This window comes from Pseudomonas sp. GM30 (assembly GCF_000282275.2).
GTDB lineage: Bacteria > Pseudomonadota > Gammaproteobacteria > Pseudomonadales > Pseudomonadaceae > Aquipseudomonas.
In genome coordinates, this window is the sequence record NZ_AKJP02000026.1 from 190,593 (window position 1) to 216,982 (window position 26,390).

At 61.7% G+C, this 26,390-nt stretch carries 23 protein-coding genes and 1 tRNA gene; 9 read left to right on the forward strand and 15 right to left on the reverse strand.

Features of this window, described 5'->3' with window-relative positions; all coding sequences use genetic code 11:
* Positions 1-8: 8 nt before the first annotated feature.
* From PMI25_RS16560 to PMI25_RS16580, 5 genes are all read right to left on the reverse strand, one after another.
* The gene (locus PMI25_RS16560; protein WP_007967041.1) at positions 9-566 is read right to left on the reverse strand and encodes a helix-turn-helix domain-containing protein; all 558 of its coding nucleotides are present in this window, start codon (positions 564-566) and stop codon (positions 9-11) included.
* 13 nt (positions 567-579) lie between these two features.
* The gene (locus PMI25_RS16565; RefSeq protein WP_007967040.1) at positions 580-1,869 is read right to left on the reverse strand and encodes an NAD(P)/FAD-dependent oxidoreductase; all 1,290 of its coding nucleotides are present in this window, start codon (positions 1,867-1,869) and stop codon (positions 580-582) included.
* A 93-nt stretch (positions 1,870-1,962) separates the two neighbouring features.
* Positions 1,963-3,147: a DUF2252 family protein gene (locus PMI25_RS16570; RefSeq protein ID WP_007967039.1), complete on the reverse strand. Its 1,185-nt coding sequence runs from the start codon at positions 3,145-3,147 to the stop codon at positions 1,963-1,965.
* 62 nt (positions 3,148-3,209) lie between these two features.
* Entirely contained in the window at positions 3,210-4,538 is a 1,329-nt protein-coding gene (locus tag PMI25_RS16575) for an ATP-binding protein (protein WP_007967038.1), read from the reverse strand.
* Positions 4,535-5,245 (reverse strand): response regulator, encoded by a 711-nt coding sequence (locus tag PMI25_RS16580; protein WP_045122085.1) that lies wholly within the window; start codon positions 5,243-5,245, stop codon positions 4,535-4,537. The genes PMI25_RS16575 and PMI25_RS16580 overlap by 4 nt, the downstream gene beginning before the upstream one ends.
* A gap of 166 nt (positions 5,246-5,411) precedes the next feature.
* On the opposite strand from PMI25_RS16580, the gene PMI25_RS16585 reads away from it, so the two are divergent.
* From PMI25_RS16585 to PMI25_RS16595, 3 genes are all read left to right on the forward strand, one after another.
* Positions 5,412-5,735, forward strand: a complete 324-nt coding sequence (locus PMI25_RS16585) for a hypothetical protein (RefSeq protein WP_007967036.1) — start codon at positions 5,412-5,414, stop codon at positions 5,733-5,735.
* 35 nt (positions 5,736-5,770) lie between these two features.
* On the forward strand, positions 5,771-6,442 hold the full coding sequence (locus PMI25_RS16590; RefSeq protein ID WP_007967035.1) for a DUF3313 domain-containing protein: 672 nt from the start codon (positions 5,771-5,773) through the stop codon (positions 6,440-6,442).
* 312 nt (positions 6,443-6,754) lie between these two features.
* Complete coding sequence (locus PMI25_RS16595) at positions 6,755-7,348, forward strand: hypothetical protein (protein ID WP_007967033.1); 594 nt, start codon at positions 6,755-6,757, stop codon at positions 7,346-7,348.
* A 6-nt stretch (positions 7,349-7,354) separates the two neighbouring features.
* On the opposite strand, the gene PMI25_RS16600 is transcribed toward PMI25_RS16595, so the two are convergent.
* Positions 7,355-7,963 carry a TetR/AcrR family transcriptional regulator gene (locus PMI25_RS16600; RefSeq protein ID WP_007967030.1) on the reverse strand — a complete coding sequence of 203 codons (609 nt, stop codon included), beginning with the start codon at positions 7,961-7,963 and terminating at the stop codon, positions 7,355-7,357.
* Positions 7,964-8,122: 159 nt separating this feature from the next.
* On the opposite strand from PMI25_RS16600, the gene PMI25_RS16605 reads away from it, so the two are divergent.
* The gene (locus PMI25_RS16605; protein ID WP_007967028.1) at positions 8,123-9,505 is read left to right on the forward strand and encodes an aspartate aminotransferase family protein; all 1,383 of its coding nucleotides are present in this window, start codon (positions 8,123-8,125) and stop codon (positions 9,503-9,505) included.
* A 135-nt stretch (positions 9,506-9,640) separates the two neighbouring features.
* Here PMI25_RS16605 and PMI25_RS16610 read toward each other — a convergent pair.
* From PMI25_RS16610 to fdnG, 7 genes are all read right to left on the reverse strand, one after another.
* Positions 9,641-9,736, reverse strand: a tRNA-Sec gene (locus tag PMI25_RS16610).
* 7 nt (positions 9,737-9,743) lie between these two features.
* Positions 9,744-11,660, reverse strand: a complete 1,917-nt coding sequence (selB, locus tag PMI25_RS16615) for a selenocysteine-specific translation elongation factor (protein ID WP_007967025.1) — start codon at positions 11,658-11,660, stop codon at positions 9,744-9,746.
* Positions 11,657-13,069, reverse strand: coding sequence for an L-seryl-tRNA(Sec) selenium transferase (gene selA / locus PMI25_RS16620; RefSeq protein WP_007967023.1), 1,413 nt, complete (start codon positions 13,067-13,069; stop codon positions 11,657-11,659). The genes selB and selA overlap by 4 nt, the downstream gene beginning before the upstream one ends.
* A gap of 49 nt (positions 13,070-13,118) precedes the next feature.
* Entirely contained in the window at positions 13,119-14,045 is a 927-nt protein-coding gene (fdhE, locus tag PMI25_RS16625; RefSeq protein ID WP_007967021.1) for a formate dehydrogenase accessory protein FdhE, read from the reverse strand.
* 3 nt (positions 14,046-14,048) lie between these two features.
* Positions 14,049-14,714 (reverse strand): formate dehydrogenase subunit gamma, encoded by a 666-nt coding sequence (locus tag PMI25_RS16630; RefSeq protein WP_007967019.1) that lies wholly within the window; start codon positions 14,712-14,714, stop codon positions 14,049-14,051.
* Positions 14,711-15,646: a formate dehydrogenase subunit beta gene (gene fdxH / locus PMI25_RS16635; protein WP_007967017.1), complete on the reverse strand. Its 936-nt coding sequence runs from the start codon at positions 15,644-15,646 to the stop codon at positions 14,711-14,713. Before fdxH ends, PMI25_RS16630 begins: the two co-directional genes overlap by 4 nt.
* On the reverse strand, positions 15,647-18,712 hold the full coding sequence (gene fdnG / locus PMI25_RS16640; protein ID WP_150113642.1) for a formate dehydrogenase-N subunit alpha: 3,066 nt from the start codon (positions 18,710-18,712) through the stop codon (positions 15,647-15,649). It lies immediately after the preceding gene.
* A gap of 320 nt (positions 18,713-19,032) precedes the next feature.
* On the opposite strand from fdnG, the gene PMI25_RS16650 reads away from it, so the two are divergent.
* The 5 genes from PMI25_RS16650 to PMI25_RS16670 all read left to right on the forward strand — a co-directional run bounded on the left by PMI25_RS16650 (position 19,033) and on the right by PMI25_RS16670 (position 23,803).
* A complete protein-coding gene (locus tag PMI25_RS16650; protein WP_007967013.1) occupies positions 19,033-20,187 on the forward strand; it encodes a MalY/PatB family protein in 1,155 nt (384 codons plus the stop codon).
* A gap of 197 nt (positions 20,188-20,384) precedes the next feature.
* Positions 20,385-21,242: a glucose 1-dehydrogenase gene (locus PMI25_RS16655; protein ID WP_007967012.1), complete on the forward strand. Its 858-nt coding sequence runs from the start codon at positions 20,385-20,387 to the stop codon at positions 21,240-21,242.
* Between the two features lie 87 nt (positions 21,243-21,329).
* Entirely contained in the window at positions 21,330-21,941 is a 612-nt protein-coding gene (locus PMI25_RS16660) for a Yip1 family protein (RefSeq protein ID WP_007967011.1), read from the forward strand.
* A 36-nt stretch (positions 21,942-21,977) separates the two neighbouring features.
* Complete coding sequence (locus PMI25_RS16665; protein WP_007967010.1) at positions 21,978-23,321, forward strand: cation:proton antiporter; 1,344 nt, start codon at positions 21,978-21,980, stop codon at positions 23,319-23,321.
* Positions 23,322-23,506: 185 nt separating this feature from the next.
* Complete coding sequence (locus PMI25_RS16670) at positions 23,507-23,803, forward strand: hypothetical protein (RefSeq protein WP_007967009.1); 297 nt, start codon at positions 23,507-23,509, stop codon at positions 23,801-23,803.
* Positions 23,804-23,857: 54 nt separating this feature from the next.
* Here the strand turns inward: PMI25_RS16670 and PMI25_RS16675 are convergent, their stop codons facing one another.
* A complete protein-coding gene (locus tag PMI25_RS16675; RefSeq protein ID WP_007967008.1) occupies positions 23,858-24,394 on the reverse strand; it encodes a hypothetical protein in 537 nt (178 codons plus the stop codon).
* 66 nt (positions 24,395-24,460) lie between these two features.
* A complete protein-coding gene (locus PMI25_RS16680) occupies positions 24,461-26,383 on the reverse strand; it encodes a hybrid sensor histidine kinase/response regulator (RefSeq protein WP_007967007.1) in 1,923 nt (640 codons plus the stop codon).
* Positions 26,384-26,390: the final 7 nt, after the last annotated feature.

Genomic DNA, 26,390 nt, shown 5'->3' on the forward strand with positions numbered 1-26,390 from the left:
TGTTGTTATCAGGTGTAAACCCACAGCACGCGGGTGAGCTGCCCGGTGAGATTGCCGTAACGGCAATGGGTGTGACTGTCGAATTGAAAGCTGTCGCCGGCCTTTAAGGTCACCGGCTCGTCGTCGTTGCCCAGCCACAAGGTCAGTTCGCCTTCGAGCACGTAACCGCCCTGCTCCGAGCTGTCGCTCATGTGTCGGTCGCCGCTGCTCGCGCCCGGTTCCAGATGACTTTCGAGCATCGAGAACGAGGCACGCATCTGCGGTGACACCAGAATGTCGGTGATGCCGTTGGCGTAATACAACGTGCGGCGTTCGTCCGGACGGGTGACCCACGGCACTTGTTTGGCTTTGGGCAGGCTGTAGAAATAGGTGGTCGGCACACCGAGGGTTTCGCTGATCGCGGTGAGATCGGCCACCGTCGGGCGCGACAGCCCACGTTCGACTTGCGAGAGAAAACCCACCGAACGGCCGATCTTGTCGGCCAGCTCTTTGAGGGTGTATTTCTTGTGCTTGCGCAGGTCGTGGATCAGGATCGCCAGCGCGGCGATTTCTTCTTGCTTGTTCATGGTCAAAATCTCATCAAATGCTGTCGCGCAGCCGATACCAGGCTTTGCCGATGGCTTCCAGCGGTGCAGCGAAGTATTTGCCGCCGGGGAAACGGCCATTGCTCAGGCCCTGGTACAACGCCAACTCATCATCCTTGCCAAGAATCGCATCGGACACCGCACGGGCGGCGGCCAGCGTCGGCAGCACGCCGTGGCCCGAATACCCCTGAAGCCAATAACGATTGCCCTCGCCGCCGACATCCGGCGTACGGTTCATGGTCAGATCGATATGCCCGCCCCAAGCGAATTCCACCTCTACACCTTTCAGCTGCGGAAACACCCGTTCGAGAAACGGCCGAGTCGCCGCCGCAATGTCCTTGGGCATGCCGCCCAGATAGGTGCAGCCGCCCCCGAACAACAGACGGTTGTCGGGGGTACGACGGAAGTAATCGAGAACAAACTGGTTGTCGGTCACACAGACGTTGCTCGGCAGCAGCGCAGTGGCTTGCTCCGGCGTCAGCGGTGCGGTGGCGACTTGATAGGTACCGACCGGCAGGATGCAGCTGGAGAGTTGCGGGTCGAGCTCATCGAGATAGGCATTGCAGGCCAGCACCAGCACATCGGCCTTCACCGAACCGTGCTCGGTGTTGACCCGGTAACCGTCGCCTTCGCGCTGATAGCTCAGCGCTTTGCTTTGTTCGTAGATATGCCCGCCGGCGCGTTCGATGGCGGCGGCCAGCCCGAGCGCGAGTTTCAGCGGATTGAGGTGTGCGCCTTCGGCGTCATAAAGGCCGGCTTGATAGCGTTCGCTGGCGACCCATTGCGGCAAGTCTTCACGGGGAATGAATTGCAACCCGTCGTGGCCCCACTTGTGACTGGCTTCATGTTGCCATTCAGTCAGCAGGCTGACCCGACGCGGCATCACCGAGGTCCACAAATGGCCGGGGCGATAGTCGCAATCGAAGCCATGTCGCCCGGGCAATTCACGCAGCTCCTGCGCGGCCCAACGCATGCCGTCCCACAGACGCCTGGCGCGCTCATATCCAAGCGCAGCCTCCAGCGGCGGCATGTCGCACGACCAGCCCAAAATCGCCTGCCCGCCATTACGCCCGGACGCGGCCCACGCCACGCGACTGGCTTCCAGTACGGTGACGCGCTTGCCGGCCAGCGCCAGTCGTAACGCTGTGTGCAAACCGCTGAACCCCGCGCCGATGATCACCACATCGCAGGCCTGCGCGCCTTCGAGTGCAGGTCGGTGACTCAGGATATCGGCGCAACTGTGCGCGTAATAGCTGTCGACATGGCGCTGGGAGTGCTGAAACATTTGCCGCCTCGTGAAATTCTGTTCTTATAATTTCATGAAAATCTACAGAACAAATTTCATACCGGCAACCGGCAACTGTTTCACGCACGCAAATCAGTGCTCCAGCGCATAGCGCCGACAATGCTCCAGATAGCCTTTCTCATGGCTGCCCACCAACTGCACGACACTCGTCCACAGCCACGACGGCGCATCCAGTGTTTTCGAGCGACAGGTCTGCAATTCACGCATCCATTCGGCGCGGGTACTCATGTCCATCTGCCGCGCATGGGCCAGCCCCACGACCCGGGCCAGATACCCGGCGGCGAGCATGGCATCGGTCTGGCTCAGTTGATCGAGCTCCAGTTTCATGTCTTGCGGCAGCAGTTCACGAATGAAGAAACCATGGTCGAGCACTCGCGTGGCAATCATCCGGTTGCCCAGTCCCGGCGAAAGGAAACGTGCGCCTTCGACCACACGTTTGCCGTTGTCGCGGGGCATCGCTGCTCGCGCCACCCGGGGGGCGGCGGCAGCAACTGCCTCTTTGATATCGAGCAGGCAATATTCCTGATCATCGCCCTCGCCCACCCCCAGCAACACCGCATAACGCTTGAGCCCCAGCGAACTGCAGCCTTTGACCCAGTAGGCCGAATCGAGCATTTTCACTCGGTCGTCCTTTGAGCGGCCTTTCAGGGACGTCACCAGCGTATGGACGTCAGGCGTTGCGCAAAGCGATTTCAGCGCGCTGCGTTCTTCCCGTGACAGCGACCAGAAATGCTTGCCCAGCGGAATGGTCGGTTTGGTGTTCTCGATGCGCTCCTGCGCCAGATGCTTCCAGGTGCGCTGCACCGCGCTGCGCATGCCGGCCTTGACTTGCGCGGGTCTTGGCGGCTCTTTGTCGACATCGTCTTCGAATGCCTGCTCATAGCCGCGCATCATCTCTTCGAGCATCCGTGCCGTGGCAACACCCGGCAGATCGGAGCCACGGGCGGCAGTCGCCAGCGATAGTGCCAGCCGGACCAAGTCATGCGCAGGATTGCCGATCACCGTTTGATCAAGGTCGCGGATGTGAATGTCGATGCGCCCCTTCAGATCGCCGGTCGGCCCGAGATTGCCGGCGTGACAATCGCCGCAGATCCACACCGCCGGCCCTTTCGGCAGGCTGCGCCCGGGCTGGCTGTGCAGCCACTCATAAAACTGCACCGTACTGCCGCGCACATAGGCATGCGCGGAACGGGCCATTTTCAGATTGCGCAGTTGCGACAAGGGTTCAAGACGTGCGGAGGGCCGTGGGGTTTTCATGGACGCTTCTTGCAGAGAATGTGTCCTGTTGACCGCCGGCCGCTGGCAAATGTTTCAAAGTATTACAGCGGTAACTCCACCCGGGCCAGCAAGCCACCGCTGCAGCGATTGCTCAACTTCAGTTCACCGCCCTGATCACGCACGATGGCCCGCGCCGCCGACAGCCCAAGCCCGACCCCGCCGGTCTCGCGATTGCGTGAAGTTTCGAGACGGAAAAACGGATCGAACACCTGCTGCAATGACGCCTCGGGAATCCCCGGCCCGTCATCGGTGATGTCGATACAGACGCCGAGGCCATCACGGCTCAAGGCAATCGCCGGCTGCTGCGCGTACTTTTCGGCGTTTTCCAGCAGGTTGACGATCACCCGCTTGATCGCCAGCGGGCGGCCCTCGTAGACCAGATGCGCGGGACCGCTGAAGTCGATAGCGATGTTCTGGTCGCGATAGTCGTCGACGATCGTCTGCAGCAGTTCCGACAGGTCGAACGCGGTGGTGGGTTCCGGCTGCGTGTCCTCCCGGAAAAACGCCAGCGCGGAGTTGATCATCAGGCGCATTTCTTCGATGTCGCGAATCAGTTTGTCCTGATGATCGAGATCCTCCATGAACTCGCTGCGCAGGCGCATGCGGGTCAGCGGTGCCCGCAAGTCGTGGGAAATCGACGCGAGCATGTGCGTGCGCTCGCTGATGTAGTGCTGAATCTGCGCCTGCATGGTGTTGAAGGCGATGATCGCCTGACGGATCTCGTCCGGGCCTTCGATCTTGATCGGCGGCGCGCGCAGGTCGCCGCCAAAACGCCGGGCGGCGCTCGCGAAACGTTGCAGTGGCTGGGCCAGTTGCCTTGTGGCCAGCCAGGCCACCAGCACGGTAGCGATCAGGCCGAGGGCGATGATGATCGCGATGCGCGTGCCAATGTCCAGACCCCAGGAGCGCTCGGGCGAAGAGAACAGCAACCAGCTGGCATCCGGCAATTGAATCAGCGCCGCATAGCGGCCGAGCGGGCTGCCACTCGGCCAGTCACCGGGGTTGAACACCCGAATGTCTCGCTCATAGCCAAACAACTGATGCAAGCCCGACGTCTTGTCGGCGACAAGCTGCGTACCCGCCGTTGGCAATCCGAACTCGGCCCGTTGTGCACGCCACGTCACCTCCAGCGCCGGGCCGGTTGCCGCTTGCGCCAGTTTTGGGCGTAAAGGCGCGGGCGCAGCCTCGATCACCTTGACGGTCGCGGCGATCTGCTCCAGCAACCCGGTGCGTTCAATCGGTGGCCGCGCCCAGGTTCCGGCAACCTCCACGAACAGGAAATTGAGTGCCAGCGAAGCGAGCATGGCCGCGACGATGGTCAGGGCAATCCGCCGACTCAGCGGATCACGGCGCAGGAATCGACGGATCATGTGCGACTGACCTTGGCGGTGAACATATAACCGCCGTTGCGCACGGTGCGAATCAGGTCCGGGCGTTTGCTGTCCGGCTCGATCTTGCGCCGCAGGCGGCTGACTTGCACGTCGATGCTGCGATCAAAGGCGTCGTGGCCCTGACCGCGAGACAGGTCGATCAATTGTTCGCGGGTAAGAATGCGCTGCGGGTGTTCGAGAAACACCACCAGCAGATCGAACTCGCCGCCGGACAGCGGAATCATCACGTTTTCCGGGGAGCGCAACTCGCGACAGGTGATATCCAGATGCCAACCGGCGAAGGCGATCACCGGCCGCGCCGGTTCACTCGCCGGGCTGACCTGCTCACCAGCGCGACGCTGCACGGCGCGCAGACGGGCCAACAGTTCACGCGGGGCGAACGGTTTGGTGACGTAGTCATCGGCGCCCAGTTCAAGGCCGACAATCCGGTCGCTCAATTCGCCCATGGCGGTCAGCATGATGATCGGAATGCCCATCTGCGCCCGCACTTTCTGGCACAGGCTGAGGCCCCCTTCACCGGGCAGCATCAGGTCGAGAATGATCGTGTCCGGGCGCTGCTGGGCAATTGCCGCCCACATCGCTGCGCCGTCCGCGGCGACATCGACCTCGTAGGCGTGCTGGACGAAGAACTTTTTCAGCAGGGCCAGAATTTCCACATCATCGTCGACGATCAGCAGTCTGCTCACGGGCACAGGATCCTCAGGCCAAAAAAAGAACGCATCTAAAACTATTCTGGCGGGCGGGTCATATATTTCAATCGAGCAACATTCCGTCGTCCCTGACATCAAGCGGACATTCTGCGGCAAAACCCCTCAGGCACCCTGCACGCCATCGACAACCGGGGGGCTTTCAATGAGCGCATTGCACAACCGTTATACCGCCGAGGGCCACGACGCCCGCTATCCGTTGATTCTCAGCCAGCGCACCAGCGCGCCCGAGCAGGATACGCCGCTGTTGTTCCAGGAGTTCTGCCTGGGCCTGTCAGATGATCAAAGCCGTATCGTCCTGCGCCGCTATTTCGAGCAGTACGGTCCCAGCGATTCGCAATGGGTCGAGTACGTGCATTCGATTCCGACCGCCGACCTCATCCAATGGATCATGAGCCACGGCCGTCTGCACATCGAATGCTCGGACAACACCCCGCCGCTCTCCTCCCCCATCACTGCCCGCGCTTGAACCACGCGGGGCAACAGCGCAAAACAAGGATTCGCATGATCAGAAGCCATTGCTTGATGTCGGTGCTGTGTACGGCGTCCCTGAGCCTGTCGGCCTGCAGCAGCAAAACCGTCGAACCGCAGAAGTACACCGGATTCCTGCACGATTACAGCGTGCTCAGCGAGCACCAGTCGCCATCGGGGCAGACGGTGTTGAGTTGGGTCAGCCCGGCATTGGCCCGGGGGCGTTACACCCAGGTCTATCTGGCGCCCAGCCAGTTCTACCCCAGCGCCGCGCCGAGCGAGCGGATCCCGCTGAGCACGCTGTCCGGCGTCACCGAGTACTACGACGCCGCGCTCAGGCTGGAACTGGGCAAGGTCATGCACCTGGTGCCGCAACCCGGCCCGAACACCCTGACGGTCAGACCAGCAATCACCCGCGTCGCCGCCAGCACCCAGGGCCTGCGCTTTTATGAATGGCTACCGGTGACGCTGGTCGCTGCAGGCGTGAGCACCGCCACCGGCATCCGCGATCAGGACAGCGAAATCACCACCGAAGTCTCATTCGAGGACGGCTCCACCGGCGAAGTGGTCGCCGAAGTCGTGCGCAAGGGCATCGGGCTGCCTCTGGAAAACGACAAGCAGGTGCTGACCGCCGATGACGTAAAAGCGGTACTGGACGGTTGGGCGAGTGATCTTGGGCAGTCCTACCTGGCGACCCGTCGTTAGCCATATCTACTGATGAACAAGTCTGTTGTGGCGAGGGAGCTTGCTCCCGCTGGATTGCGCAGCAGTCCCTCAACAGCAGGGCCGCTTCGCGCCCCAGCGGGAGCAAGCTCCCTCGCCACAGTTCATTCGTTGGGTCGGGAGTATTTTTCAGTCAGTTGCAATCGCTGAATCCACTCATGCTCTGGGTGCAATCGAGCCAGATGTCGCGCCAGCGCTCATGCGCCCTGCTTCTTGTTCGTCGCCAGTCGGCCTCGGCATTTTATTCAGCTAGCCTTGCTTTGTGTCACTGAAGGAATTCAGCAAGGAGCTGCCATGTTCAAGTTCATCAAAACCACCGTGATTGGCGGATTGCTGTTCATTCTGCCCCTGGCGCTGGTTTTCGTCCTGCTGGAAAAAGCCATCCACCTGTTGCGTGGCCCCGTGGAAAAGCTGCTGCCGATGTTTGCCGGGCACGACGTTGCCGGCGTGACCCTGATCACGCTGGCGACGTTGTTCGGTTTGATTGTGCTGTGTTTTCTCGCCGGTCTGCTGGCCCGCACTTCTACCGCTGCCCGAACGATCGAAAACACCGTAGACAAGGTCTTGAGCAATCTGCCGGGTTACCAGTTGCTCAAGGACACCACCACACGCTTTGCCGGGATGGAAAACCCCGACGGCTCGAAGGTCGGCCTGATTGCCGAGGAACAAGGCTGGCGTCTGTGTCTGGTGGTGGAAAGTGTCGGTGACTGGATGACGGTGTACATGCCGGATGGCGGAACGGCCGGTGGCACGGCGGGCGAAGTGCGCTTGCTGCATGCCCGCGAGGTGATCATTACCGAGCTGTCGTGGCTGGCCATGGCCGCCGGGTTGCGCCGTGGCGGACGCGGGATGCTGGAGTTGATGCAGCCGTGGTTGCCGAAAAGCTGAAAACCACTACTCGCTGCTCAAAATGCCATGGCAGATCAAACCCAGCACACCGCGCATGTGTTCGGCATGTGCCGCTCGGTCCGGCTCAGGTTCGGTCGCCAGACGGATAAACGCCATGTTCGCGTACTGGTTGAACAACGTCGCCGCCACGTCCAGATCTACCGTCGCCCGCACCTTGCCCTGCGCCTGAAAATGCCCAAGCAGCGCCTTGGTTTCTTCGATCACCGCCGCATTCCACGGGCTCAACGCCAGCGCCAACTCACCCGTCAGTAGAAACGGCGCCAACTCACGCCACAACGAAGCCGGCATCGCTTGCAGTTGATAGTCGGTCATCAAGCTTTCGAACTCGCACAGCGCTTCCAGCGGATCGCTGTCGTCATCCAGATTGGCCCGCGCCTCGCGCATGGCCTGCTCGTCCGGCTGTTTGAGCAAGGCCAGCAGAATCTCCTGTTTGCCGCCGAAATAATTGACCACCGTCGGCGCAGACACCCCGGCCTGGACCGCGATCTGGTCCAGCGTGGTGGCCGCAAAACCGTTGGTCTTGAACAGCTCCAGCGCTGCCTGCGCGATGACTTCCCTGCGCTGTTCCTTTTGCCGCTCTCTGAGCCCGCTCATGGTGCCTTTGTCCTGACTTGCTGATGAGACGGAGCCTACGGATTTATTTTTTAACCGACAAATATTTTCTTTACAAAAATATTTTTAAGTGACAAATATTATCCGTGCACCGCTGGAATGAACGCGCACCCACTTGCCCCGTTTCTCTGGAGAACCGCCATGTCCGCCGAATTCGATCCGACCCGCAGCACCCGCGATTATCAGGCCGCCGACGCCGCCCACCACATTCACGCGTTCGTCGATCAGAAAGCCCTCAATGAGGAAGGCCCGCGGGTGATGGTCAGCGGTGATCGGCTGGCGCTGTGGGACAACGACGGTAATCGCTACCTGGACGGCATGTCCGGCCTGTGGTGCACCAACCTCGGTTACGGGCGCAAGGACCTGGCCGCTGCCGCGACCGCGCAGCTGCAACAACTGCCCTACTACAACATGTTCTTCCACACCACTCACCCGCAGGTGATCGAGCTCTCCGAGCTGTTGTTCAGCCTGCTGCCCCAGCACTACAGCCACGCGATCTACACCAACTCCGGCTCGGAAGCCAACGAGGTGCTGATCCGCACCGTGCGCAAGTTCTGGCAGGTGATGGGCCAGCCTGAGAAGAAAATCATGATCGGCCGCTGGAACGGCTACCACGGCTCGACCCTGGCTGCGACGGCGCTGGGCGGCATGAAATTCATGCACGAAATGGGCGGCACCATCCCTGACGTGGCGCACATCGACGAGCCGTACTGGTTCGCCCACGAAGGTGATCTCAGTCCGGAAGAATTCGGCCTGCAGGCGGCGCGGCAACTGGAAGACAAGATCCTCGAACTGGGTGCCGACAAGGTCGCCGCGTTCGTCGCCGAACCGTTCCAGGGCGCCGGCGGCATGATCATCCCGCCCGCCACCTACTGGCCGGAAATCCAGCGCATCTGCCGCAAGTATGATGTGCTGCTGTGTGCCGACGAAGTCATCGGCGGTTTCGGCCGCACCGGCGAATGGTTCGCGCATCAGGCCTTCGGTTTCGAGCCGGACACCCTGTCCATCGCCAAGGGCCTGACCTCCGGCTACATCCCTATGGGTGGGCTGATTCTGTCGCGGCGCATGGCCGAAGCGCTGGTGGAAAAAGGCGGCGTGTTCGCTCACGGCCTGACCTACTCCGGGCACCCGGTGGCGGCTGCGGTGGCGATTGCCAATCTCAAGGCGTTGCGCGATGAAGGCGTGGTCACTCAGGTGAAAACCGACACCGGCCCGTACCTGCAGAACTGCCTGCGCGAAGTGTTCGGCAACCATCCGCTGGTGGGTGAGATTCAGGGCGTGGGGCTGGTGGCGGCATTGCAGTTCGCCGAAGACAAAGCCACCCGCAAGCGTTTCGCCAACGAGAACGACATCGCCTGGCGCTGCCGCACCATTGGCTTCGAAGAAGGCCTGATCATTCGCTCGACGCTGGGCCGGATGATCATGGCCCCGGCGTTGATCGCCACGCGCGCGGAGCTAGATGAATTGGTGGACAAAACACGGATCGCCGTGGATCGCACAGCCCGCGAGTATGGCCGCCTCTAACCCATAACTCACTGTGGGAGCGAGCTTGCTCGCGAAAGCGGTCGATCAGTTGACATAGATGTTGAATGACGTACCGCATTCGCGAGCAGGCTCGCTCCCACAGGGAATTCAGTGCGTCGAGGATGCTGTAGTAATTGGCGGAAGGCAGCCGGAGTCGAACCTGCCCGGGAACGGATGCCGTCCCCAACCGGGTTTGAAGCCCGGCCGCGCCACCGGGCGCGATTGCCTTCCTTTGAACTCAGGGTGCGTCGGCACTGGCCAGCGCGTTGTCATGGCGGATCACCCGGGATTCGCCGATGCGTCGGGTCAGGCCGAGGCGGTCGAAGTATTCCAGGTACTGAATACAGCGTTTGCGTCCCAAGCCTAGCGCATCACGGAAGGTTGTCACCTGGATCGACGGATTTTCCTGTTCCAGTTGCAACAGGATTTCGGCCATGCGCTGCAATTGCACGTTGCTCAGAAACAGGTCGCGCACCACCTGATGCATCAACCCTTGGCGCGCCAGTTTGCGCAACAGCAGGCGCACCACGGCATCGTCCACGCCCAACACTTTGGCGACGTCACGCACCCACGGCGGATCAAACCCGGCCTGTTCGAACAGCGACTGCATGCGCTGCCACAGGGTTTCGTCTTCGCCATTTAAACGCACCTGATGATCCGGCAGATGCAACCACGGCCCGCTGGCGTTGATCGATCCGGCGGCGCGCAGTTCTTCCAGCAGGCTGCCGAAGGTCGAACGCTCCAGCGCCAGACCACTGAAGCGGCGCAGGCGATCGCGATCCGGTCCCATCTGGTCCGGTTCCAGTTCATGCAACTTGGCCAACTGCTCCAACAGGGTGAACTTCAGCTGCCCCCAGCGCTGCACGTTGAACAGCACCGGGCCCTGGCGGGTGTCGATCAGGCGCACGTTGGCCGGTAGCGACCAGTGTTCACGCTGGCGATTGAACTGGCGCTCCAGCCGTTGCGGATCGAGGCCGCCAGCGCTGTGGTCAAGCAACAGCGGCAGCGCCTGTTCAAGACTGTCGCTGCCGGCCAGCGCTTGCAGTTGCGCCAGCCGTTCCGGGCTGCGGCGTTGTCGGGCCGGGGCGAACGGGTCGAGTACCTGACCGCCACCGAGTGTGCGTTGCGCGCTCTGATCCCGCAGGATCAAGCGATCGCCCTTTACCGCATGCACCGGCGCATTGATTAGCAGTTGCGCAAACATCCGTTCGCCGGGACGCAAACGCGGACCTTCGAGCAACGCCACGCGGGCGATGACGTCTTGCGTACCGAGGTGCACGTGCACCGGGTGAAAGTGTTCGAACGTGCGCTCACCGGGCAACAACTGAAACTCGATATCGACCCGTTGCGTCGGTGCGTGCAGCCATTCGGCCAACAGCCATTGGCCGCGATGGATCTGTTCCAGCGCCAGTCGATCACCACTGATATTCAGCGCCACCCGCTGCCCGGCAAAGGCCTGTTCGGCGGGCTGGTTTTGCGCGTGCAGGCCTCGCACCCGCACCGATTTGCCGGACGGCCCGAGGGTCAGTTTGTCACCGACACACACCGTGCCCGACAACGCCGTCCCGGTGACCACAATCCCGGCCCCGGCAACACTGAACGCGCGATCGATGGCCAGGCGAAAACCACCGTCGCGACTGCGCCCATGCACTTCGCTTTGAATCTGCAGCAAGCTCTGGCGCAGATCATCGACGCCCTGCCCGGTCACACTCGAAAGCGCCAATACCGGCGCGTCGGCAAACGGTCCGGGTTCGAGCAAATCCAGAATCTGTCGCTGCACCTCCTCCACCCTGCCCGCTTCAACCCGATCGCATTTGGTGATCGCCACCAGCGCCCGGGGAATGCCCAGCAACTGGACAATCGCCAAATGCTCGCGGGTCTGCGGCATCACTCCGTCGTCCGCCGCTACCACCAGCAACACCAGATCGATGCCCTGCGCCCCGGCGAGCATGTTGTGGGTGAATTTCTCGTGGCCCGGCACATCAATGAACCCGGTCAGCCCGGCACCGGGTTCCAGCTCCGCGTAGAGATAACCGAGGTCGATGGTCATGCCGCGCTCGCGCTCCTGCGGGCGGCGGTCGCCGGTTTGCCCGGTCAGCGCTTGCAGCAGCGAGGTCTTGCCGTGGTCGATGTGCCCGGCGGTGCCGACGATCACGACTCGACCTGCAACTGCGGCAACTGCGCCAGCCACGCCGGCTCGTCGTCGAGTTGGCGTAGATCGAGCCACAGCGCATCGTCGTCAATGCGCCCGAGCACCGGGATCGGCAACGCACGCAACGCGGTCTCCAGATTGAGCAGAAAGCGTCCGCGCAGTCGCTTGGACACTTGCGGGCGCAGGCACAGCGCTGCACTCGGCAGGCGCGCCACCGGTTGGCTGCCGCTGCCGATCATGCCCAAGGCCTGCACGGCGCTGACCTGCCAGGGTTCGCCCAACACCTCAGCCATTGTCGGTTGCAAACGGCAAGCCTGGGCGAAGATGTCGGCTTGCGGACGAGTCAACAGCCGCAAACTCGGCAGACGTTCGGCGAGGCGATCCGGATCGCGATACAGGCCGAGCACCGCTTCCAGTGCGGCCAAGGTCAACTTGTCGACACGCAAGGCGCGCTTCAACGGGTTCTTCTTGATCTTCGCGATCAAATCTTTGCGTCCGACAATCAACCCGGCCTGCGGCCCGCCGAGCAATTTGTCGCCGCTGAAGGTGACGATGTCAGCGCCATCAAGCTGCGCCTGGCGTACCGTCGGTTCCGCCGGCAGACCCCAGCGGGTCAAGTCCAGCAGACTGCCGCTGCCCAGATCCTCCAGCAGCGGCAAGCCGTGCCGATGGGCCAGCTCGGCCAGTTCGGCGGTAGGCACCCGGGCGGTAAAGCCTTCGATGCTGTAGTTGCTCGCGTGCACGCGCATGATCAAGCCGCTGCGCGGGCTGATCGCCGCTTCGTAGTCACGGGCGTGGGTGCGGTTGGTGGTGCCGACTTCATGCAGACGCACGCCGGCGCGGGCCATGATGTCGGGGATGCGGAACGCGCCGCCGATCTCGATCAGCTCGCCACGGGAAATGATGCCTTCCTTGCGCGCGCCGAGGCTGTTCAGCGTCAGCAACACCGCAGCGGCATTGTTGTTGACCACGGTGACGGCTTCGGCGCCGGTCAGTTCGCGGATCAGGCCTTCGATCAGGTCGTCGCGATCACCGCGCTTGCCGGTCGCCAGATCGAACTCAAGATTGAGCGGATAGCGCGCGGCCATTTGCACGGCGTCGATGGCTTCGTCCGGCAGCAACGCCCGGCCAAGATTGGTGTGCAACACCGTGCCGGTCAGGTTGAACACTCGGCGCACGTTGCTGCGCTGTTGCAGGGCCAGGCGCTCGCCAACCCGTCCGGCGAGCACGTCGGGGCTGATTTCAACGGCCGACAATTGGCCGTTCAACACGCTGGATCGCAATTCATCGAGCAACTGGCGCAAGCTGGCCAGCAACGATTCGCGGCCATAACGCTCGGCCAACGGCACACAGGCCGGGTGACGCAACAAACCATCAATGGAAGGCAACCGCAGGGCAACGCTCGAAGACATCAGCCACTCCCGAAAAAACAAGACTGTCCGGCGAGTGTAGACGCTCTGGTCATTCGTCTCCCGGCGCCAGCAACAGATTCGGTGCCAGGCGCTGATAACCGTCCTGCGCCAGACGCATGTCGAGCAGCAGGCTGGTGAGGTCCGCCGACAGCGCTTCGCCTTCGGCATCGTTTTCCAGGTACACCAGTTTCAAGTAGCTGTTGCAACTCGGGCACACCTCCGCCCGAATCGGCGCCTGATTTGCCGCATGTCGATCATCCTCAAGACTCAGATAATCCAGCCCCTTGCTCGACTCGCAATACACGCACTTGACCCGCACCACATGCCATTCGCAGGCGCATAACGAACACACCAGATAGCGCAGGCCGTTGTGTTTGCCGCGATGACGAATGACCCCGGCCATCGCCGGTGAACCACAGCCCGGGCACTGGCTGAGGCTGTCGCCGGGTTTCAGTTGCAGGTTCGGTGCGCTGAGCAGCCAGTGACTCCACGCCGCTTGCAACCCGGCACCGAGAAACGGCACCAACTGCGCCGGCACCATCGAATACTGGCCGCTGACCAACGCCACCGCCCACGCACGTAACTGCCCGGCACTGGCGCCACGCAAGGTGGCGAGCGCGTCGACCACGGCGGATTGAACGGGCGGCACGTAGCGTTGCAACAGAGCATCCAGATAAACCTGCCAGCCCTCTTCGCGCACCAATGTGTCGGCAGCGAACGGCGGCAAGCCGTGTAGCTGACAGGCTTCGATCCTTTGCTGATCAAACGGTGCCGTCAGCGGTGGATCGTCGAAAACCTGCTGCTGAACCCGGCACAATCCGCCGATCAGCCGCAGGTAATCGGCCAGCGGATGCCCGTGAGCCAATTGCTCCAGACGCTGGGCGCGCAAGGTGAACAGGTTGTGCGGCGGCAGGTGCAGAAACGGCGGCGAACTGGCCGCCGCTTCGATTTCCCCGGGTTCAAGAATGGTTGCCAAAAGTCAGCCCTTTTTGGTGATCGGTCGCTCCGGCACGTCCGGATTGCGTTCATCGCGGGTAATGTCGCGATACCAGAGTTCGTGGTGTTTCTTCGCCCAGGCGCGGCTGACCCAGCCATGCAGCATCGCGTCCACCGAACCCTTGATCCACAGCCCGGCGTAGATGTGAATGATGATGCTGAGGATAAGCACAAACCCGGCCAGCGCATGCAGGAGCATGGCCCAGCGGATCACGGTGATGCCGAAGTACGCACTGAAATACGCACGCCAGATCACCAGCCCGGTGAACAACAAACCGAGCATGCACAGCAGTAAAGTCCAGAACAGCATCTTCTGCCCGGCGTTGTACTTGCCCACCGGCGGCACGCTTTCTTCATCGTTGACCAGCACCCGGTCGATGCGGCGCATCCACTTCCAGTCGTTGTCGATGAAGAAGTTCGAACGCCAGAAGCGGAACACCAGACCGAGGAACAACACGAACATCAGCACGCCCATGAACGGGTGCAGAATCCGTGTCCACGGCCCGCCGCCGAACAGGTGGGTCAGCCAGAACATCGACGGATGAAACAACGCCAGTCCGGACAGCCCGGCCATGAAGAACAGAATCGCTACCAGCCAGTGATTGGTGCGCTGGTTGGCGGTGTAGCGCAGGATCGTCTTGTTGCTCATGGCCGGTCCTCCCCGCGTGGATCGAAGGTGTGCACCGCCGGATCGACGACATGCACCGAAGTATCCGGCGGCGTCGGATGTTCATCTTCCTCGACGCGATTCGGCCCGATGCGCACATAGTGGAAGAACCCGGCCAGCACCGCCGCCCCCATTGCCAGCAGGCCCAGCGGTTTGCTGATGCCTTTCCACAGACCCACCAGCGGGCTGATGGCTGGTGCATCCGGCAACCCGGCGTAGATCTTCGGCGTGTCGGCGTGGTGCAGCACGTACATCACATGAGTGCCGCCGACGCCTTCCGGGTCATACAGCCCGGCGTTGTCGAAGCCACGACTTTTCAGGTCGACGATGCGTTCGGCGGCGTGTTCCTTCATGTCTTCCTTGCTGCCGAAGACGATGGCCCCGGTCGGGCAGGTTTTTACGCAGGCCGGCTCCAGCCCTACCGCGACGCGGTCGGAACACAAGGTGCATTTGTAGGCCTTGTGATCCTTCTGCGAAATCCGCGGAATGTTGAACGGGCAACCGGTGATGCAATAGCCGCAGCCGATGCAGTGATCCTGATCAAAATCGACGATGCCGTTGGCGTGCTTGATGATCGCCCCGGGACTTGGGCATGCCGCGAGGCACCCCGGTTCGGCGCAATGCATGCAGCCGTCCTTGCGGATCAGCCACTCGAGATTGCCGGCGTCGGTTTCGTGTTCGGTGAAGCGCATCAGGGTCCAGGTTTCTGCGCTCAGGTCCTGCGGGTTGTCGTAGGTGCCGTGGTTGTGGCCGACCTCGTCGCGCAGCTCGTTCCATTCCGAGCAGGCGACCTGGCAGGCCTTGCAGCCGATGCATTTGGTGGTGTCGATCAGCTTGGCGACTGCCTGCTGATTCCGCACCGAGGGCGGCACCGTGGTGGTGGCCGAGCGGGCAATGATGTCTTGGCTGGCCATTTACAGTTTCTCCACGTTGACCAGGAATGACTTGGATTCCGGGGTCTGTGTGTTGCCATCGCCGAGGAACGGCACCAGGGTGTTGGTCAGATAACCGTGGCGCGTCTGGCCGGTGAATCCCCAGTGCAGCGGGATGCCGATCTGATGCACCACCTGGCCGTTGACCTGCAGCGGCCGGATGCGTTTGGTCACCACCGCCACCGCCTCGATGAACCCGCGCTTGCAGCTGACCCGCACCCGATCCCCGGCAGCAATGCCCTTCTCCTTCGCCAGCACTTCGCCGATTTCGACGAACTGCTCGGGCTGGGCAATTGCATTCAACTTGCAATGCTTGCTCCAGAAGTGGAAGTGCTCGGTCAGCCGGTAACTGGTGCCGGCGTACGGGAAGTCCTTGGCTTCGCCGAGGCTTTCCCAGACCGAATCGAAGATCCGCGCCGCCGGGTTGCTGGTGGCTTTCTTGTTTTGCGGGTGCAGCGGGTTGATGCCGATCGGCGTTTCGAACGGCTCGTAGTGCTCGGGGAATGGCCCTTCGTTCATCTTGTCGACGGCGAAGAACCGCGCCACGCCTTCGGGGTTCATGATGAACGGGTTCATCCCGGCTTCCGGCGGTACATCGGCCTTGTAGTCCGGCACATCGGTGCCGCCCCAGGCCTTGCCGTTCCACCATACGAGGCGTTTTTTCGGATCCCACGGTTTGCCCGCAACGTCTGCCGAAGCGCGGTTGTAGAGGATCCGCCGGTTGGCCGGCCACGCCCAGGCCCAGCCCTGATGCTGATGCATGCCATACGGGTCGGCATTGTCACGCCGGGCCATCTGGTTGCCGGCCTCGGTCCAGCTGCCGGCGAAGATCCAGCAACCGGACGCGGTGCTGCCGTCATCCTTGAGCAGGCCGAACCCGGCCAGTTGCGAGCCGGCCTTGACCGCCACGCCGCTGGCATCGGTGAAATCGACCATGGCGCTACCATTGATCTCCTTGGCCAGTTCCTCCGGCGATGGCTCGTCGGGGATCTTGTACGGCCACGACAGGTTCAGCAGCGGATCGGGGAACTTGCCGCCCTCGGCCTGATAGCGCTTGCGCAGGCGCAGGAACAGTTCGCTCATGATGCGAATGTCGGTCTGCGCTTCGCCGGGGCCGTCGGCGCCTTTCCAGTGCCATTGCAGCCAGCGGCTGCTGTTGACCAGCGAGCCGTCCTCCTCGGCAAAGCAAGTGGTCGGCAGGCGAATCACTTCGGTCTGGATCTCGGCGCTTTTCACGTCGTTGTACGGCCCGACGTTTTGCCAGAATTCCGAAGTCTCGGTAGCCAGCGGATCCATCACCACCAGCCACTTGAGCTTGGCCAGCGCGCCCATCACCCGGTTCTTGTCCGGCAGCGCAGCGATCGGGTTGAAGCCCTGGCACATGTAGCCGTTGACCTTGCCCTGGCTCATCAGATCGAACATTTTCAGGACGTCGTAGTTGGGGATGTCCAGTTTCGGCAGGTAGTCGTAATTCCAGTTGTTCTCCAGCGTGGCGTTGGCGCCGTACCACGACTTCATCAGGCTGACGTGGAATTTGCTGTAGTTCTGCCAGTAGGACAATTGCCCCGGACGCAGCGGCACCTGTGTGCGTTTTTTGATGAAGGCGTTGTAGTCCTGCTCGCCATCGCTGCCGAGGGTCAGATAGCCCGGCAACGAGTTGGACAACAACCCGAGGTCGGTCAGGCCCTGAATGTTCGAGTGGCCGCGCAAGGCATTCACGCCGCCACCCGGCATGCCGACGTTGCCCAGCAGCAGTTGCACCATCGCCGCGCTGCGGATGATCTGCGCGCCGATCGAGTGCTGTGTCCAGCCGAGCGCATAGAGAATGGTCATGGTCTTGCCGGGCGTGGAGCACGTGGCAATCTCATCCCAGATTTTTTGCATGGCATCGACCGGCATCCCGCAGATCTGGCTCGCCAGTTCAATGTTGTAGCGGCTGTAATGCTGCTTCATCAATTGATAGACGCACTGCGGATCCTGCAGGGTCGGGTCGACTTTGACGAAGCCATCCTCGCCCAGCTCGTAACCCCAGCCGGACTTGTCGGTGTAGCTGCGTTTGGCCGCGTCATAGCCGCTGAAAATGCCATCCTCAAAGCCATAGCCGGCTTTGACGATGAACGAGACGTCGGTGTAGTTGCGCACGTATTCGTGCTGGATCTTGTCCTGAGTCAGCAGGTAATTGATCAGCCCGCCCATGAAGGCGATGTCGGTACCGGTGCGGATCGGCGCGTAATAGTCGGCCACCGAAGCGGTCCGGGTAAAACGCGGGTCGACCACGATCAGCCGCGCGGCGTTGTGCGCCTTGGCCTCGGTCACCCATTTGAAGCCGCACGGATGCGCTTCTGCTGCGTTGCCGCCCATTACCAGGATCAGATTCGCGTTGGCGATATCGGTCCAGGTGTTGGTCATGGCACCACGGCCGTACGTCGGGGCAAGACTTGCCACCGTCGGGCCGTGTCAGACACGCGCCTGGTTATCGAACCCCAGCATGCCGAGACTGCGAATCACCTTCTGGGTGATGTAACCGGCTTCGTTGGACGCTGCCGATGCGGCGAGGAACCCGGTGGTCAGCCAGCGATTCACCGTCTGCCCGGTGGCGTTTTTCTCGATGAAGTTGGCGTCGCGGTCGGCCTTCATCAGGTCGGCGATGCGATCCAGCGCTTCATCCCAACTGATCCGGGTCCATTCGCTGCTACCGGGCTTGCGCATCTGCGGGTACTGCAGACGGCCCGGGCTGTGAATGAAGTCCAGCAGGCCAGCGCCTTTTGGACACAGGGTGCCGCGGTTGACCGGGTGGTCGGCGTCGCCCTCGATGTGAATGATGTTTTGCGCGACGTTCTTCGCGGCATCGCCCTGGCTGTACATGATCAAGCCGCAACCGACCGAGCAATACGGGCAGGTGTTGCGGGTTTCATGAGTGTGGGCAAGCTTGAAGTGACGCACCTGCTCGGCGAAGGCCAGCGTCGGGGCCATGCCCAACGCGCCCAGGCTAGAGCCTGCAAGGCCGATACCGGCGACCTTGAAGAATTGACGACGGCTGAGATCCATCGTGCACTCCTGATCAGGTGGAACCCGGTACTTGAGCCGGGCTTTTTCTGGACAAACACGGTTACGGCAGAATGACTGCCGGTTTTTTCACTGTAGCCAATGACCACACACTCTGTGTGAAAACCGACCGTCGGCCGTTTGTCGGTCTATTCGCCAACGAACACAAAACCCTGTGGGAGCTGGCTTGCCAGCGAAAGCGGTGGATCAGTCAACACCAATAGCGACAGTGACGACGCCATCGCTGGCAAGCCAGCTCCCACATGGGTCGCGTTGGGCTTAGAATGGCGCCCAGGACCCATCCCGCCTTCACGAGACCGCGCATGACTTTCGATTTTGATCAGCTATTCGACCGCCACAACACCGGCAGCACCAAGTGGAGCCGTTACCCGGCCGACGTGTTGCCGATGTGGGTCGCTGACATGGATTTCGCCGCGCCGCCGGTCGTCATCGAGGCATTGCAGCAGCGCCTGCTGCATCCGTTGGTGGGTTACAGCGTGGCGCAGGACAACCTGCGTGAAGCCATCGTCGCCGACCTGTGGGACAAGTTCGCCTGGAAGGTCAAACCGCAGGAGCTGATCTTCCTGCCGGGCGTCGAATCCGGTTTCAACATGGCCCTCAAGGCGCTGGTCAAACCGCAGCAGAACGTCGTGGTGCAGGTGCCGAACTACCCGCCGCTGCGTCACGCGCCGGGGCATTGGGGGTTGAACAAGGTCGAGCTGGAATTCGTCGCCCAGGCCGATGGCACCTACGCCACCCCGCTGGAGACCCTGCGCGAGTCGCTGAACGGTGGCGGTGCGCTGCTCCTGAGCAATCCGCACAACCCGATCGGCAAAGTGTTCGATCGTGAAGAACTGCAAGCCGTGGCGGATATCTGCGCGGCACAGGACGCCTGGATCATCTCCGACGAGATCCACGCCGAGCTGTGCTTCGACGGCCGCGTGCACATTCCGACCGCGTCCCTCAGCCCGGAAATCGCCAGGCGCACGATCACCCTGATGTCGGCGAGCAAGGCCTACAACATCGCTGGCCTCAAGACCTCGTTCATGATCATCCAGGACGCCGCCCTGCGCGAGCGCGTCAACCACGCCCGTTGCGGCATGGTCGACAGCGTCAACCCGCTGGGCATGGAAGCCACCCGCGTCGCCTACAGCGAAGGGGCGCCATGGCTCGCCGAACTGAAAACCTATCTGCAGGCCAACCGCGACTGGTTGGTGGACGCGGTGCGCAGTCGCCTGCCGGGCGTGCGCATCAATGTGCCGCAGGGCACCTATCTGGCCTGGCTCGATTGCACGGCGCTGGAAATGGACAACCCGCAGCAGTTCTTCCTTGAACAGGCCAAAGTCGGCCTGAGCCCGGGTCTGGACTTCGGTGACCAGCACCAACAGTTCGTGCGCCTGAACTTCGGCTGCCCGCGCTCGTTGCTCGAAGAAGGCATCCGCCGCATGGAGCGCGCCCTGAACAACCGCAAATCCTGAAAACACCACCAATCTGTAGGAGTGAGCCTGCTCGCGATAGCTGACTGACATACAACATCAATGTCGGCTGATACACCGCCATCGCGAGCAGGCTCACTCCTACAATGGTTTTGTGGTCATCCAAAATCCGATCGAACTCACGGCAAACCGTCCGGGTCAACCACCCATACCTGCCCTGAGAACCTCGGAGATTGACGATGACCGACTATCCAAAACCACCCTTCCCCGCACAAGCCCAAGCCGTCCCCGGTGCGCAAAGCAAAATGCAGCCGTACCCCGATTGCGGCGAACAAAGCTACGTCGGCTCCGGGCGGCTGGCCGGCAAGATTGCGCTGATTACCGGTGCTGACAGCGGCATTGGCCGCGCCGTGGCGATTGCTTTCGCCCGTGAAGGCGCCGATGTGGTCGTGGCCTATCTGAATGAACATGACGACGCCAAAGAGACCGCACGCTGGGTCGAACAGGCAGGCCGTCAGTGCCTGCTGCTGTCCGGCGATCTGGCGCAAAAGGCCCATTGCCAGGAACTGGTGGACAAGACCGTCGAACGCTTCGGGCGCATCGACATTCTGGTGAACAACGCCGCGTTCCAGATGACCCACGAAAACTTCGAAGAAATCCCCGATGACGAATGGGTGATGACCTTCGACGTCAACATCACCGCGATTTTCCGCTTGTGCCAGGCAGCGATCAAACACATGCGCCCCGGCGCCTCGATCATCAACACCAGCTCGGTCAACTCGGACATGCCCAAACCGACCCTGCTGGCCTATGCCACCACCAAAGGCGCGATCGCCAACTTCACCGGCGGTCTGGCGCAGATACTCGGGCCGAAAGAGATCCGCGTGAACTGCGTGGCCCCCGGGCCGATCTGGACACCGTTGATCGTCTCGACCATGCCCGATGAAGAAGTGCAGAACTTCGGCAGCGAAACCCCGCTCGGTCGCCCCGGACAACCAGTGGAAGTGGCGCCGATTTACGTGCTGCTGGCCTCTGATGAAGCCAGTTACATCACCGGTCAGCGCTATGGCGTGACCGGCGGCAAGCCGATGCTCTGAGCAGCGCGATAAAAACTGAACCTGGCGGCATGACGTCCCTCCATACCTTTAAGAGTCCCAACCGGTCCGCAGGATCAGGAGGTCGTCATGTCCGCCCCTCTCATCAAACTCTTCACCCAGCCCAACTTCGCCTGGACTGACATCCGCCGCGAAGAAGAGGCCCATCCCCGTCACTACCTTGCGCATCTGCTGCTATTGGCGCTGATTCCCGCCGTGTGCCTGTTCTTCGGTACCACGTATGTCGGCTGGAGTCTGGCAGCCGGCGAGACCGTGCGCTTGAGCACGGCCAGTGCGCTGCAACTGAGCATCATGCTGTATGTGGCCATTGTCGCCGGGGTCGCGGTCATCGGCGGGTTCATCCGCTGGATGTCGCGTACGTTCGACGCGCGCCCCACGCTTAACCAGTGCATCGGCTTTGCCGCCTATACCGTGACGCCGTTTTTCGTCGCCGGCATCGCCGGGCTTTATCCAAGTCGCTGGCTGGCGATTCTGGTACTGGGTGCCGCTTCGGTGTATTCGACGTTCCTGTTGTTCGTTGGTCTGCCGACGTTCATGCATGAACGCAAGGAACAGGGCCTGCTGTACTCGGCCTGCGTCTGGGGCGTCGGCCTGCTGGTGATGGTGACCATTCTGGTGTCGATGATTCTGCTGTGGTTCAACGTGCTCGCGCCTGAGTACCTGCGTACTACCGTTGCTTAACCCGGTGCCGACGCTGTCGTCGATGGGCGACCGAACATGAGCTTCGTCATCTGGGTCGCGGTGCTTGGCGCCGTCTTGCTGACCCTGGCGCTCACCTCGTCGTACCTGCGCTGGATGCCGGTCACCACTTCGGCCGTGTGCCTGTTGCTGGGGATCGGCATCGGTCCGAGCGGTCTGGATCTGCTGAAGCTGCCCCTGGAAAACGCCTCGGTGTGGATGGAACACCTCACGGAAGTCGCGGTGCTGTTTTCGCTGTTTGTCTGCGGGCTCAAGCTGCGCCTGCCACTGCGCGACAAGCGCTGGCGGATTGCGTTCGGGCTGGCTGGCCCGGTGATGGTCTTGACCATCGCCGGGGTCAGCGTATTGCTGCACTGGGGCCTGCAACTGTCGTGGGGGCCGTCGCTGCTGATCGGGGCGATGCTGGCGCCCACCGACCCGGTACTGGCCGCGCTGGTGCAGGTCAATGATGCGCGGGATGTCGACAGCGTGCGCTTCGGTCTTTCCGGTGAAGCCGGGCTCAATGACGGCATCGCGTTCCCGTTCGTGATTCTCGGCTTGCTGCTGTTGCAGGCCGACGCGCAACCCGGCGCCTTGACCGATTGGGTGTTGCACGGTTTGCTCTGGGCGGTGCCGGTCGGTTTGCTCACCGGTTACTGGATGGGGCGCGGCATCGGTCGGTTGACGCTGTCGTTGCGCATTCGTAACGACGACAGCACCCTGAGCCCGAATGATTACCTGGCGCTGTCGCTGATTGCCCTGGCTTACGTCGGCGCAGATGCGATTGGCGGTTATGGTTTTCTGTCGGTATTCGCCGCCGGCCTCGGCTTGCGTCAGGAAGAAGTCAAATCCACCGGCGCCAGCCAGCCGCCCGCCGAACATCTGGTGCAACCGGTGGTCGGCCACCAGAACATCGAACCGCAGCACGCGGTGCACGGCGATACCGAACGACTGGAAAGCAGCCAAGTCGCCGCCGGCATCATGATGGGCGACATGCTCTCGTTCGGCAGTCTGGTGGAACGGGCCATGGAAGTGTTTCTGGTGACCCTGCTCGGCGTGGTGCTGGTGCCGCATTGGGACTGGCGCGCACTGGTCATTGGCGCGGTGCTGTTCTGCGTGGTGCGTCCGCTCTGCGTTGCGCTGATGCCATGGGGCAGTTTGCTCGACGGTGGTCAGCGGCTGTTGATCGGCTGGTTCGGCATTCGCGGGATCGGCAGCCTGTTCTATCTATTTTACGCCTTGAACCACGGCCTGAGTCCTTCAGTCGCGACGTTGTGCACCAACATCACCCTGTCGGTGGTGGCATTGAGCATTTTGCTGCATGGCATCAGCACGCAACCGCTGCTGGCGCGCTACGAACAACGGCAAAAACGAAAAAACTGATTTTTCCAGCGGCAATATCTCCGGAAATCCATCGAAGTTTTTTCTGAAAATAAATGGATCCCTCGGCCAATACCGGCAGTCACAACCATAACCCTCGCTGTAAGCACTCGGCGGGTCCGGCAGGTTCGGTTCCCCTGCGGCTTGCAGCCCATGAATAGGAATCTTTGGATAACAAGGTCACGGTCATGAAAGAATGCTCGACTCCTGCACAAATCAAGGCTTGCAGGGCTTTGGCCCTGGAACGCAATCGTCAACTGTTCGAAGATGCCCACGCCCTCAACCGAGCGGCTTACGAGCTGCTGGAAGCGGACAATCTGGACCTCGAACAGTTTGAGCACTATCGAGCACTGCGCCGCAAAGCCGATGCGAAGTTCGAGGAAGCCATCGATCACTTGTGCGTCCTCAACGAAGACTTCCCGCCGATTCCAATGTCACCGCATCACTCGCAGGAATTGCGTCGGCAACTTGAAACCGTCGAATAAAGCACACAAGAAAAAGCCCGGCAGCGATGTCCGGGCTTTCTCTTTGGGCGGCGTTCAGCCCCCGGGGTTGGTCACCTGAATGAACACCGCGTAAGCCCCGAGCAGGATCCAGAACGTGGCGAAAATCCAGGGCGTGCGCACCGAAAACAACAACGACTTGCGATAGCCCTTGTGGCTCGACTCCATCTCGCTGAACAGCGGCGACTCGTCGTAAGCCATGCCCATGATCGGCTCGCTGCGCAACAACTCGCTCTGCTTGTAGTGCCAGTGATCAATGATGTCGTACGCCGCCCGTATCCCCGGCCAGGCGTTGAGCGAACTGAGCAACCCAAGCAGTGCGAGAAACGGCGGCACCACAAGCGTGAACAGCTTGCCCCACTCGGGGTTGAGGTTGGCCATGCATGAAGCGAAGGCAATCACCAGAAACGACTGCGCCGCCAGATAGGCATCGGTGCGATTGGCGAGGATGCTGGTTTCGTACTGGATTTCCTTGCGATAGAAATCCAGCCGTTCCTTGGGTGAGCCGAACATCTTGGCGTCGTGTTCAGTCAGGTGCTCTTCAGCGCTGGGCTCAGTCAGTATGCGAGGCAAGGGACGCGCACTCCGTGGCGGGGAAACCTTTTAGAAGGCCCTCGCCACGGACAAGTTCAGGCGGATTCACTTCATCGACTGCGCGATGATTTCCACCAGGTTGAGCTGGGTGAACGGCTTGGGCAGACGCGGCAGTTGCGCGGCAAAGCCTTCCAGACGTTCGGCGTAACCGGTGGCCAGAATGATCGGCAGATCCGGCTTGAGCAGACGCACCGCATGCGCCAGTTGCGCGCCGCTCATCTGCGGCATGGCCATGTCGGTGATCATCAGATCGATGACTTCACCCTGCTCGAACAACGCCAGCGCCCTGGCGCCGGAGGTGGCGCTGATCACACGATGGCCAAGGTCTTCGAGCAGCAGCGTGGTGCTGGTCATCACCAGCGAATCGTCATCCACCACCAACACACTGAGGCGTGGCACCAACACCGGTTTGATCGCCGGGTAAAGGTTTTTTGCCGTCTCCCCGGCCAGCGCTACCGGTATCCACATTTCAGCGCGGGTGCCATGGCCTTTTTCGCTCTTGAGAATGAAACGGCCACCCAGTTGCTCGATAAAGCCATGCACCATCGACAAGCCCAGCCCGGTGCCCTTGCCCACGCCCTTGGTGGTGAAAAACGGATCCCTGGCCGACCCCAGCGTGGCTTCGTCCATGCCTTCCCCGGTGTCAATCACGCTCAGGCACACATAGTGCCCGGCCGCCATTGACGAATGGCTTTGCTCAAGCACGACTTCCGGCTGCGCGGTAATGCACAGGCTGCCGCCGTCGACCATGGCGTCGCGGGCGTTGGTCGCCAGATTGAGCAGCGCCAGTTCCAGTTGGTTGCTGTCGGCCAGCACCGGTTGCAGATCCTCGGGAAAGCGTGTCTCGATACGAATCCCCGGGCCGATCGAGCTGCGCAACAGCCCGGTGATACCTTGCACCAGTTGTGCGATATCGACCGGCTCGGTTTTCAGTTCCTGCCGGCGAGCGAAGGCCAGCATGCGTTGGGTCAGCGATACGCCACGCAATGCGCCCTGCGTGGCGTTTTCCAGCAGACGACTGTTTTTCGGGTCGTCACCGATGCGTTTTTGCAGTATCTCCAGATTGCCCAGAATCACCGTCAGCAGATTGTTGAAGTCATGGGCGATGCCGCCGCTGAGCTGACCGATGGCCTGCATCTTCTGCGCCTGGAACAGCGCTTCACGGGTCTTTTCCAGCGCCACTTGCGACTCATGGGCTTCGGTGACATCGCGGGTGATCTTGGCAAACCCGAGCAGCGTACCGGTTTCGCCGCGAATGGCATCGACCACTACGTGGGCCAGAAACCGCGTGCCATCCTTGCGCATGCGCCAGCTCTTGTTCTCGAAACGGCCCTCGCGGGTGGCAATCTCCAGCGCCCGTTGCGGTTCGCCGGCCACACGGTCTTCCGGGGTGTAGAAAATCGAAAAATGCTGGCCGATGATTTCTTCCGGCTGGTACCCCTTGATCCGCTGGGCGCCCTGATTCCAGTTGCTTACACGACCTTCGGGGCTGAGCATGTAGATCGCATAATCGGTGACCCCCTGCACCAGCAGGCGGAACTGCTGTTCGCTTTGCTTGAGGGTTTCTTCGGCCATCTTGCGGTCGGTCAGGTCGCGGGTGATCTTGGCGTAGCCGAGCAGTTTGCCGTCGGGATCGATGATCGGATCGATGACCACGTGGCACCAGAAACGGGCGCCATCCTTGCGCACCCGCCAGCCCTCGCCTTCGAAGCGTCCTTCGCGCAGCGCTGTGTCGAGCGCGCGTTGCGGCAGGCCCGCCGCACGATCATCGGCGGTATAGAAGCGCGAGAAATGCTCGCCGAGAATCTCCGCCTCTTCGTAGCCCTTGAAGCGTTTGGCGCCGGAGTTCCAGCTGGTGATGATGCCGTCCGGATCGATCATGTAAATCGCATAATCGACCACCGCATCGATCAGCAGACGGAAACGCATCTCCTCGATCGCGGCAGTTTTGCTCGGTTTGTCACTCATCAGGTTC

Coding starts and splice junctions, on each gene's coding strand:
- PMI25_RS16655 (WP_007967012.1), top strand. CDS start 20,385: ATGACCGACTATCCAAAACCACCCTTCCCCGCACAAGCCCAAGCCGTC.
- PMI25_RS16560 (WP_007967041.1), bottom strand. CDS start 566: ATGAACAAGCAAGAAGAAATCGCCGCGCTGGCGATCCTGATCCACGAC.
- PMI25_RS16585 (WP_007967036.1), top strand. CDS start 5,412: ATGAGCGCATTGCACAACCGTTATACCGCCGAGGGCCACGACGCCCGC.
- PMI25_RS16670 (WP_007967009.1), top strand. CDS start 23,507: ATGAAAGAATGCTCGACTCCTGCACAAATCAAGGCTTGCAGGGCTTTG.
- PMI25_RS16605 (WP_007967028.1), top strand. CDS start 8,123: ATGTCCGCCGAATTCGATCCGACCCGCAGCACCCGCGATTATCAGGCC.
- selA (WP_007967023.1), bottom strand. CDS start 13,069: ATGTCTTCGAGCGTTGCCCTGCGGTTGCCTTCCATTGATGGTTTGTTG.
- PMI25_RS16660 (WP_007967011.1), top strand. CDS start 21,330: ATGTCCGCCCCTCTCATCAAACTCTTCACCCAGCCCAACTTCGCCTGG.
- PMI25_RS16665 (WP_007967010.1), top strand. CDS start 21,978: ATGAGCTTCGTCATCTGGGTCGCGGTGCTTGGCGCCGTCTTGCTGACC.
- fdxH (WP_007967017.1), bottom strand. CDS start 15,646: ATGGCCAGCCAAGACATCATTGCCCGCTCGGCCACCACCACGGTGCCG.
- PMI25_RS16565 (WP_007967040.1), bottom strand. CDS start 1,869: ATGTTTCAGCACTCCCAGCGCCATGTCGACAGCTATTACGCGCACAGT.
- PMI25_RS16600 (WP_007967030.1), bottom strand. CDS start 7,963: ATGAGCGGGCTCAGAGAGCGGCAAAAGGAACAGCGCAGGGAAGTCATC.
- PMI25_RS16590 (WP_007967035.1), top strand. CDS start 5,771: ATGATCAGAAGCCATTGCTTGATGTCGGTGCTGTGTACGGCGTCCCTG.
- PMI25_RS16575 (WP_007967038.1), bottom strand. CDS start 4,538: ATGATCCGTCGATTCCTGCGCCGTGATCCGCTGAGTCGGCGGATTGCC.
- PMI25_RS16650 (WP_007967013.1), top strand. CDS start 19,033: ATGACTTTCGATTTTGATCAGCTATTCGACCGCCACAACACCGGCAGC.
- PMI25_RS16680 (WP_007967007.1), bottom strand. CDS start 26,383: ATGAGTGACAAACCGAGCAAAACTGCCGCGATCGAGGAGATGCGTTTC.
- PMI25_RS16630 (WP_007967019.1), bottom strand. CDS start 14,714: ATGAGCAACAAGACGATCCTGCGCTACACCGCCAACCAGCGCACCAAT.
- PMI25_RS16595 (WP_007967033.1), top strand. CDS start 6,755: ATGTTCAAGTTCATCAAAACCACCGTGATTGGCGGATTGCTGTTCATT.
- PMI25_RS16570 (WP_007967039.1), bottom strand. CDS start 3,147: ATGAAAACCCCACGGCCCTCCGCACGTCTTGAACCCTTGTCGCAACTG.